Below are 9,025 nucleotides of genomic sequence, written 5' to 3'. Positions count from 1 at the left end.
CGGTGATCTTCGAGGCGTCAGCAGCGACCGGCACACCACCGTTGTTGCCGATCAGGTCCTGGATCTCCGGACGCAGGGTGATGTCGATGAAGTCGTACGCCAGGCTCTTGGCCTTGCTGTTCTCCGGGACGACCCAGATGTTGCCGGAGGAGCCGGCCTGCAGGGTGTTGCCGGGGAAGAGGAAGGTGTCCCAGTTGGCCTTCATCTCGGTCTTGAAGCGGCCGTACCACCAGCTACCCGAGACGATCATCGGAACCTTGCCGGCGATGAAGGCGGTGCCCATGTCCTCGGCCTTGAGGCTGGCCGAGTCCTTGGCGACGTAGCCCTTCTTCACCCACTCGGCGAAGGTCTCCGCGCCGTACCTCAGGGGGTCGGCCTTGAAGTCGACAGGGTTCTTGTAGAGCTGGTAGTTGTCCACGAACTGCCGGTCGCCCTTGGCGAGGGCGAGCTGGTAGAAGAGCTGCCCGGCCGGGTACTCGGCGCCGGCCATGCCCAGCGGGGTGACGCCCTTGCCGACGAACGTGTCCATCGCCGCGGTCATCTCGGCCATGCTGGTCGGCACCGCGACGCCGTTGCTCTGGAACAGGTCCTTGTTGTAGTAGACGGTGACGTACTCGCCGTAGTTCGGCACACCGAACCACTTGCCCGAACCCATTACGCCCTTGTCGCTGTAGCGGGCGGTGGTCTGGAGGCTGGGGCTGAGCTTGCCGGCCCAGCCGCGCTTGTCGGCCTCGGCGCTCAGGTCCGTGAGCAGCCCTTGCGAGGAGAGCAGACCGGCCGTCGCGTTGCCCTTGTTGTACTCCATGATGTCCGGGCCCTCGGACGAATTGATGATCATGCCAGCGTTCTGCTGGATCTGCTCGAACGCCTTGCGCTCGAAGCGCACCTCGACACCCGGATGTTCGGACTTGAACATCTCGATCGCCCGGTCCCAGCCGACCCCCATCGCGCTGTTCTCGCTCTCGTAGTGCCAGAGCTTGAGGACCTTGGCGTCACTGTCGTCCGCGTTGTCACCACCACCGCACGCGGCCACGGTGGTCGTCGCGGTCGCCGCCAGGGCGAGCGCGGCGACGAGCCGGTGGAATCGCTGCATTAGCATCCTCCTCGTTGAGTATCTAGCCGGTACTTCACGAGGCCCGTCGTCGCGTTGCAGCGCGGCGGCGGGCCGTTTACTGATCAGCCCCCACGGCTCGGCGGCTTCGTGGCGGGGCGGTCGACCCCCGGACCTCCAACGTGCAGGGCAGCAGTTGCTGGTGGCGCTCGACGGCGGAGCCGTCCGGATGGCGCTCGGCGGCAGGGCCGTCCAGGTGGCGTACCAGCGCCTCGATCGCGATCCGACCGAGCGCCGACCCCGGTGACGTCATCGCGGTCAGCGCGGGGGTGGCCAGTTCGGCGACCTGCGGCGAGGTGACCATCGAGACGACCGAGACGTCGCCCGGCACCGACAGGCCACGGCCGGTCAGCTCACCGAGGATGCCGAAGATCGCGGTCTCGTTCATGGCCAGCACGGCGGTCAGCTCCGGTGCCTGCGCGAACGCGGCGGCCAGCGCGGCCCGCCCGCCGGCCGCGCTGTCCTCGGCCGCGATCATCACCGGGTCCAGGCCGTGCCCGGTCATCGCCGCCACAAAGGCATCCCGGGTACGCAACGCGGGCCCGTAACCACTGGCGAGCGTGGCAGCCGAGTGGTTGACGTAGACGATCCGCCGGTGCCCCAGGCCGACCAGGTGTGCGACCGCCTCCCGCACGGTCTGGTCGAAGTCAATGTCGACGTAGGAGAGGGTGCTGGTGTCGGCGGTACGGCCGATCAACACCAGCGGCACACCGGTCTCCTGAAGCACTGTGACGCGCTCGTCGGCCAGCTGGACCTCCATCAGCACGACACCGTCGAGCATCCGCTGACTGGCCAGCCGGCGCAGGTCGTCGAGATCGCCGCCGCCGACCGGCGAGAGCACCAGGTGGTAGCCGGCCGAGCTGGCCGCGGCGGCGGCGCCGGTGACGAAAGCGGTCTCGGTGGCGCCGAGCCCGCGCTCGTCCATCGGCATCAGCAGGCCCAGGATGCGGCTGCGTCGGCTGGCCAGGCCGCGGGCCATCGCGTTGGGCTGGTAGTCGAGCTCCGCCATCGCGGCGAGCACCTTGTTGCGGGTGGCCTGAGAGATCGGCCGGGTGCCGGTGAGCACGTACGAGACGGTGCTGACCGAGACCTGCGCGAGGCGGGCGACGTCGTGCATGGTGGCCACCCGAACACCTCCTCCGGCCAGGCGTGGGACCGCTCCCGCAGCGGTGTCGAAGCGTTTCGACTAAGCGGTTCGACAGGACGCTAGGCCACCCGTTACGAGGACGTCAATAGGAGATGTCGAAAAGCTTTCGGACCGCCAGGGCGCGGCCACAGGCAGGGCGTCGCAGGCAGCAACATCGGGGTTGTTGCGCGGATCTTCCTCGCCTGTCGCTCGGCGCGGGTCAGGTCAGGTCGAAGAGGGTGGCGGCGTTGTCCCAGCAGACCGCGCGCAGCCAGTCGTCGCCCAGGTCCAGTCGCGCCAGGCCGGTCAGTTGGTCGGCGTACGGGTAGGGGATGTTGGGGAAGTCGCTGCCCAGCAGCACCTTGCCGGCCAGCCCCAACTCGCGCAACCGGGGCCGTTCGTCGGCGGGGAAGGGAACGACCTGCTCGAAGAACGGGGTGAAGACCATCGTGGTGTCCAACCGAACCCGCTCGTACGTCTCGGCGAGGTCCAGGAAGGCCCGGTAGTCCGGGGCACCGAGGTGTGCGACCACCGCGTTCAGCCGGGGGTGGCGGGCGAGCAGCGCGGCGAACGGGTCCGGGCCGGTGTGCGCGGTCCCCACCGGAGCGTGGCCGGCGTGCACCACGACCGGCACGCCCGCGTCGGACAGCGTCCCCCACACCTGGTCCAGTGCGGGGTCGGTGGGCGAGAAGTTGCCGACCTGCAGGTGCACCTTGAACAGTCGGGCTCCGCCGGTCAGCGCCGCCTCCACGTACGCGGGGGCGTCCGGTTCGGGGAAGAAGGTGGCCGAGGGGAGACAGCCCGGGGTGGTCCGGGCGAAGTCCAACGTCCACCGGTTCAGGTCTGCCGCCATGGACGGCCGGTGCGCGTACGCCAACGCGCTGAAGGCCCGCACCCCCAGGCGGTGCAGGTGCGCGACCCGCTCGGCGTCGCTCCACCGGTAGCGGATCGGCCACTCGGTGCCGACCAGCGGCCCGGCCGCGTCGAAGTACTCCCAGATGCGGCGTAGCAGGCGCGGCGGTAGGAAGTGCACGTGCACGTCGGCGAGACCGGGCAGGCCGAGCGCGCGCCAAAACTCGGGCACGCGCGCGTCCTCGGCCGGTGGCAGCTGCGCTGCCGGGTCGGTCATATCTCGATGTCGAACCGGCTCAGCACCGACGGCGCGATCAGGCCGAGGGTCGCGAGCGCCGAGATGACGGTCAGTGCGATGCGCATCCCGACGACCTCGGCCTTGCTACCGACCCGCAGGGCGATCTTGTTCGGCAGACCGATCATCATCCACATGCGCCGCTTGATCGGGATAGGCCAGAGGATCGGCACCCCGGCCCGGGTGATCATGTCGCCCAGGATGTGCACGAAGCAGCCCACCCCTAGCGCCGTACCGATCAGCGGATAACCGCGACCACCGGGGAGGTTGGCGAAGGTGAACCAGGCAGCCCCGGCGGAGGCGAGGGTGATGATGACCCAGCCGGCGCGTTCCGCCCACTCGTCGAACAGCCCGCGCAGCGCGAGGCCGAACATGAAGAACAGGATGGTGATGACGGCCCACTTGCCGTACGCGGCGCAGAGCGCTGTGGTGCCCCAGCCGACCAGCACGGTGAACGGCAATGTGTGGGTCAGCGTGCGGTGCCCGTTGTTGCGGCGGGGGTCCCTGCTGAGCTTCGTGGCGTAGTAGACCCCGAGTGAGATCTTCTCCATCACCTCGGCGGCGAAGAGTGAGAAGACCCCGAAGGTGCGGGCCACGGTGGCCCCACCCTGGTTCTTGGTCACCTTGCCCGACATGTCGAGGTCGGGAAAGAGGGCGCCACCGGCGCACACCGCCGTGCCCACCGCCAACGCAAGCGGCGACTGGTGGTAGTCGGCGAACTGCTCCAAGGCCCAGGACCCGGCCAACCACACCGCCGCGCCGGACAGCGCGTGCTGCGGACCCATCATCTCGGCTCACCCTCCCCAGGGATCTTGAGCGCCCAAAACTACGCCACTGTAGTCAGCGGGGGCGTCGCAGGGGCATCACCCGGAAGGTCCACATCGGACGTTGTCAGAGGGCGGGGGTGAAGCTCTGCCGGATCATCGGCAAGTATGCCGCGTTGACCTGCCAGTCGAACTCTTTTGTCAACCACGAGACGGTGTAGGAACGTTCGCCCGAGGTGTTGGCCAGCAACCGAAAGCTGTGCACCTGCTCGCCTGCGGCGTTCTCCCAGCCGCATTCCCACACGGCGCCGCCCTCGAAGATGTCCATCGCGGAAATGTCCACCTTGCGGTAGGCGGGCAGCAGCGCGTCGCCGGTGGTGAGTCGCGCCTCCTCGGCCTTCCAGTACGCCACCGGGTCGGCCCGCGCCGGCCCCGACTCGACACTGAGCACCCGAGCCCCGCCGGATTCCCGGAAGCAGGTCACCGACCCCTCCGTCCAGCGCGCCCAGCCGATCGGTGCGGCGATCCGGAAGCCGGTCGGGTCGTCGTGCCAGGTCCAGCCTTCGCGCAGCCGGTACCGGGCCTCGGCGGGCGGCGCGACCGACGCCACCGGAGTCGAGGTGGGCGGCGGCGGAGGTGGTGTGGAGCAGGCGAAGGCGGCCGGTCGGGTGGTCGACACACCCCCGCCGGAGCCGGACGGTGGTGTCCGTTCGTCGTGGCGGTTGACCAGGGCAACCGCGACGCCTCCGGCGACGAGCAGAGCCGTGGCGGCGCCCCCCAGGGCGAGCAGGTGCCGCCGCGATCGGCGGGGACGACTCGTCGGCTCGGTCGCCGACATCGTCGGGGGGTCGAGGTAGCCGGCCACGTCCACCGGGGCGGGAGCGTGGGCACGACCCGCGCTGCGTACCGCCGCCACCGCCGAGGACAGTGGCGGACCCGTGGGCTCGTCGACCTGCGCCGCCGCGTGGTGCAGCAGGGATTCCGCCTCCGCCGCGGTCAGCCGCCGCCACGGGTCGCGCTGGAGGAGGCCGACGAGGACGGGACGCAGCGCTCCGGCCCGTCGCATCGGGTCCGGTGGCTCGGTGGCCAGCGCGCTGAGCGTCGCCATCGCGCTCGACCGAGCGTACGGTGACTGCCCCTCGACCGTCGCGTAGAGCGTCGCGCCCAGCGACCACAGGTCGGTGCGCTGATCCGACACCCCTTCGCGGGCCCGCTCGGGGGCGACGAACTGCGGTGAGCCGAGCACCGTACCCGGCCCGGTCATCGCCCCCTCGCCGCCGTCGAAGGTGGCCAGCCCGAAGTCGGTGAGCACCACCCGACCGTCGTCGGCCACCAGCACGTTGTGCGGTTTCACGTCGCGGTGCAGCACCCCGGCGGCGTGGGCGGCCCGCAGCGCGGCGAGCACCGCCAGCCCGATCCGGGCGGTGCGCTGCGGGCTCAGGGGCCCTTCGGCGCTGATGATCTGCTGTACCGACCGGGACGGCACGTACTCCATCACGATCCAGGGGCTTTCCCGGTCGTGCACGACGTCGTAGATGCGGACCACGTTGGGGTGGTTGAGCCGAGCCGCGGTACGGGCCTCCCGCAGGGTCCGCAGCCGTAACTCCTCGCGTTCGGATTCGGCCAGCCAGGACGGCGGCACGATCTCCTTCACCGCCACGTCGCGATGCAGCATCTCGTCCCGCGCAAGCCACACCCGGCCCATTCCGCCGGTGCCGACCAGGTCGAGCAGCCGGTACCGACCCGCGATCAGCAACTGCTGCACGGTCGCTCCCCCTCGGTCACCCCGAGTTACACGATAGCCACCGTGGCGGCATTTCTCATCCGCTGAGCGGCCTCGATCCACGCCGGACAGTAGTCCGGATCATGACCATACGGCGCAGGTCAGGGGGGTGGTCGGAAACTATTTCGGACGTGTTCCCAGTCGGCTGCGGCCCCGGACCAGTCCTCGTCGTGGACGATCCAGCCGAGCGTCCAGCGGCTACCTCCGATCACCTGTTGCCGAGCGTGCAGCCACTGACTGCCGAACGGAGCCTTCCAGCGGCACTCCCACTCCGCCCCGTCCTCGGTCGCGGCGAGCCGGATCTCCTCGTACTGCGGAAGTGCCCCGGCTGAGATGGCCGCGTCGCGGGTCGCGCGCAGCCGGGCCAACGGGTCGGCGCTGTCGCCCCCGTCGACGCTGAAGGCCCGGCCGGTCGCCGGATCCTGGAAGCAGGTCACCCCGTCGTCGCGGGAGTGGTACCAGGTCGCCGGCACGGAGACCCGGAAGCCACTGCTGTCGGCGTGCCAGATCCAACCGGGCGGAGGCCGGAACCGTTCGCCAGAGGTCGGCGTGCCGGCCCGTACCGGCGTACCGACGACATGCGGGCGGACACACGCGAACGGCGGCGGAGGGACGTCCCGCCCACCGGGCGGCGGGCCGGGCCGGTCGGGGCCGGGGCCGCCCGGGTCGCCACCGTCGGGTGGACCGTGCTGCGGCTGCTGGGAGGACCAGCCCCCGGTGTCGCCGGGCTCGTCGTCGGTGAGGGCCAGCGTGGCGCCGACGCCGGCCGCGGCGGCGACCAGCAGCGCTACGGCGACCGACGCCAGCCGACGGGTGGTACGCCCCCGACCCGCCCGCCCCGGTGCCGGCGCGGTGGTGGTCGGGTCGCTCGGGCGGTGACCCGGGTCGGGCAGCGGAACGGTGGGGTCCTGCTCGTCGCCGCCCTGGACGACGGCGGGCACCGCCACCAGGCCCGGTGTGGAGGCCGGCCGGTCCGGCACCGGCGGTCTCTCGGACACCGGCGGTGGTTCGAGGCGGTCGGTCGCCGCCGCGGTGAGCAGCCGGCGGGCCGCGTCGTGGTCGAGGCGGTCGCGCGGGTCGCGGCGCAGTAACCCGTCGAGCACCGGCGCGAGCTGCGCGGCGTGCGGAGCCGGGTCCGGAGGTCCGGCGGCCAGTGCGCTCAGGGTGGCCATTGCGGTGCTGCGGGCGTACGGGGAGCGACCCTCCACCGCGGCGTGCAGGGTCGCCCCGAGTGACCACAGGTCGGCGGCGACCGTGGACACCCCCTCGGCGGCTCGCTCGGGGGCGACGTACTGCGGGGAGCCGAAGACCATGCCGGGGCGGGTCATCACGCCGTCGCCGCCGTCGAACGTGGCCAACCCGAAGTCGGTGAGCATCACCCGCCCGTCGTGTGCCACGAGCACGTTCTGCGGTTTGATGTCGCGGTGCAGCACCCCTGCGGTGTGCGCGGCGTGCAGCGCGTCGAGCACCGCCAGGCCGATCCGTGCCGCCCGCGCCGGCTTCAACGGGCCCTCGGCGTCGAGCACGTCCTGCAAGGTGCGCGACGGGACGTACTCCATCACGATCCACGGGCTGCCCTCGACCGGGATGACGTCGTAGAGCCGGACCACGGCGGGATGGTTGAGCCGGGCGGCGGCGCGTGCCTCCCGCAGGGTGCGCGAGCGCAGCTCGTCCCGTTCGTGGTCGGCCAGCCAACTCGGGGGGACGATTTCCTTGACCGCCACCTCACGGTGCAGCATCTCGTCGTGGGCGCGCCACACCCGACCCATACCCCCACGGCCGACCAGGTCGAGCAGCCGGTACCGACCAGCGATCAGCACCTGCGCACGCTCCTCCTCAACCGCTGTCCGGGCTACACCCTAACCAGCGGATCGGAAGCTACCTATAGCTCGTCCGACGTATCTCAGCACGCGGCGGGGTCGAGGCGGGCGAGCAGATTGCCCTCCGGGATGGCGATCCGGGAGCTGCCGCCCGCCAGTCGGGCGGCGGCCCGGCGGGCCTGCAGTGGGCCGTGTTCGCGTCGGGCGGCGGCGTAACTCGCGGCGGTACGGGCGGCGATGCTGGCCCAGCCGTACCGCTGGCCGACCATGGTGCGGGCGCGGCGCGCCACCCGCCGGGCGAAGACCTCGTCACCGAGCAGTTGGCCGACCGCGCCGGCGAGCGCGTCCGGGTCGCTGTGCGGGAACGTCACACCGGTGACGCCGGGTTCGACGATCTCGGCGAGCCCGCCGGTGCGGGCCACCGCGAGCGGTGCGCCGGCGGCGGCCGCCTCCAGCGCCACCATGCCGAACGGCTCGTAGAGGCTGGGCACCACCGTCGCGTCGGTGGCCCCGAGCATCGCCGGCAGCTGGTTGGAGTCGAGGAAACCGGTGAACCGTACCGTCGAACTGAGCGCCAGTCGTCGGGCCTGGGCCTCCAACTCGGCGCGGTACGGGCCGTCCCCGGCGATCACCACGCGCAGCCCCGGGTGTTCCTTGCGTAGTCGGGGCACCGCGTGCATCAGGTGCTGGACGCCCTTCTCGTAGACCAGTCGCCCGGCGTACCCGACCAGTGGGCCGTCCGCGGCGAACCGTGCGCGGGCCGACGCGACCGCCCGTGGTCGCGCCCGCCAGGCCCGGTCGTCCACCCCGTTGGGCACCACGTCGACCTGCGTCGCGGGTACGTCGAACAGCGTGGTGACCTGCTCGCGCATGTACCCCGAGCAGGCGATCACCCGGATGGAGGCGCCGCTGAGCCAGTGCTCGACGCCGTGGATCGTGCGGTTCATCTCCTCCGGCAGCCAGCCCTGGTGCCGGCCCGCCTCGGTGGCGTGCATGGTGGTGACCAGGGGCAGGTCCAGGTGCTCGGCCAGGGTGACGGCGGTGTGGGCGACGAGCCAGTCGTGGGCGTGGATGACGTCGTAGGTGCCGGCCTCGGTGGCGCGCAGCGCGGCGCGGGTGAGGGTGTGGTTGAACGCCATGGTCCAGGCCAGCAGGCTGCTGGTGGCGAGGGGGAAGGTGACCGGGTCCTCGGGGGCGCGCAGGATGCGCACGCCGTCGGCGTACTCCTCAAGGGGTGCGCCCTCGGAGTGGCGGGTGACGACGGTGACCTCGTG

General features: G+C 71.4%; 7 protein-coding genes. All 7 read right to left on the bottom strand.

Annotation, left to right across the window (positions count from 1 at the left end; all coding sequences use genetic code 11):
- The coding region (locus ACWCO3_RS26290; RefSeq protein ID WP_450012559.1) for an ABC transporter substrate-binding protein at positions 1-1,093 on the bottom strand (1,093 nt) is incomplete at its 3' end.
- A gap of 76 nt (positions 1,094-1,169) precedes the next feature.
- Positions 1,170-2,228: a LacI family DNA-binding transcriptional regulator gene (locus ACWCO3_RS26285; RefSeq protein ID WP_450012561.1), complete on the bottom strand. Its 1,059-nt coding sequence runs from the start codon at positions 2,226-2,228 to the stop codon at positions 1,170-1,172.
- Positions 2,229-2,457: 229 nt separating this feature from the next.
- Positions 2,458-3,366 (bottom strand): amidohydrolase family protein, encoded by a 909-nt coding sequence (locus ACWCO3_RS26280; RefSeq protein WP_450012557.1) that lies wholly within the window; start codon positions 3,364-3,366, stop codon positions 2,458-2,460.
- On the bottom strand, positions 3,363-4,172 hold the full coding sequence (locus ACWCO3_RS26275) for a metal-dependent hydrolase (protein WP_145779958.1): 810 nt from the start codon (positions 4,170-4,172) through the stop codon (positions 3,363-3,365). Before ACWCO3_RS26275 ends, ACWCO3_RS26280 begins: the two co-directional genes overlap by 4 nt.
- Positions 4,173-4,275: 103 nt before the next feature.
- Complete coding sequence (locus ACWCO3_RS26270) at positions 4,276-5,913, bottom strand: serine/threonine-protein kinase (protein ID WP_145779959.1); 1,638 nt, start codon at positions 5,911-5,913, stop codon at positions 4,276-4,278.
- Between the two features lie 119 nt (positions 5,914-6,032).
- The gene (locus ACWCO3_RS26265; protein WP_450012554.1) at positions 6,033-7,751 is read right to left on the bottom strand and encodes a serine/threonine-protein kinase; all 1,719 of its coding nucleotides are present in this window, start codon (positions 7,749-7,751) and stop codon (positions 6,033-6,035) included.
- Positions 7,752-7,834: 83 nt separating this feature from the next.
- On the bottom strand, positions 7,835-9,025 hold a 1,191-nt coding region (locus ACWCO3_RS26260), incomplete at its 5' end, for a glycosyltransferase family 4 protein (RefSeq protein ID WP_450012552.1).

The sequence above is a fragment of the Micromonospora sp. NPDC002411 genome (assembly GCF_053592955.1).
This window is presented reverse-complemented; position numbering and strand designations above follow the sequence as displayed.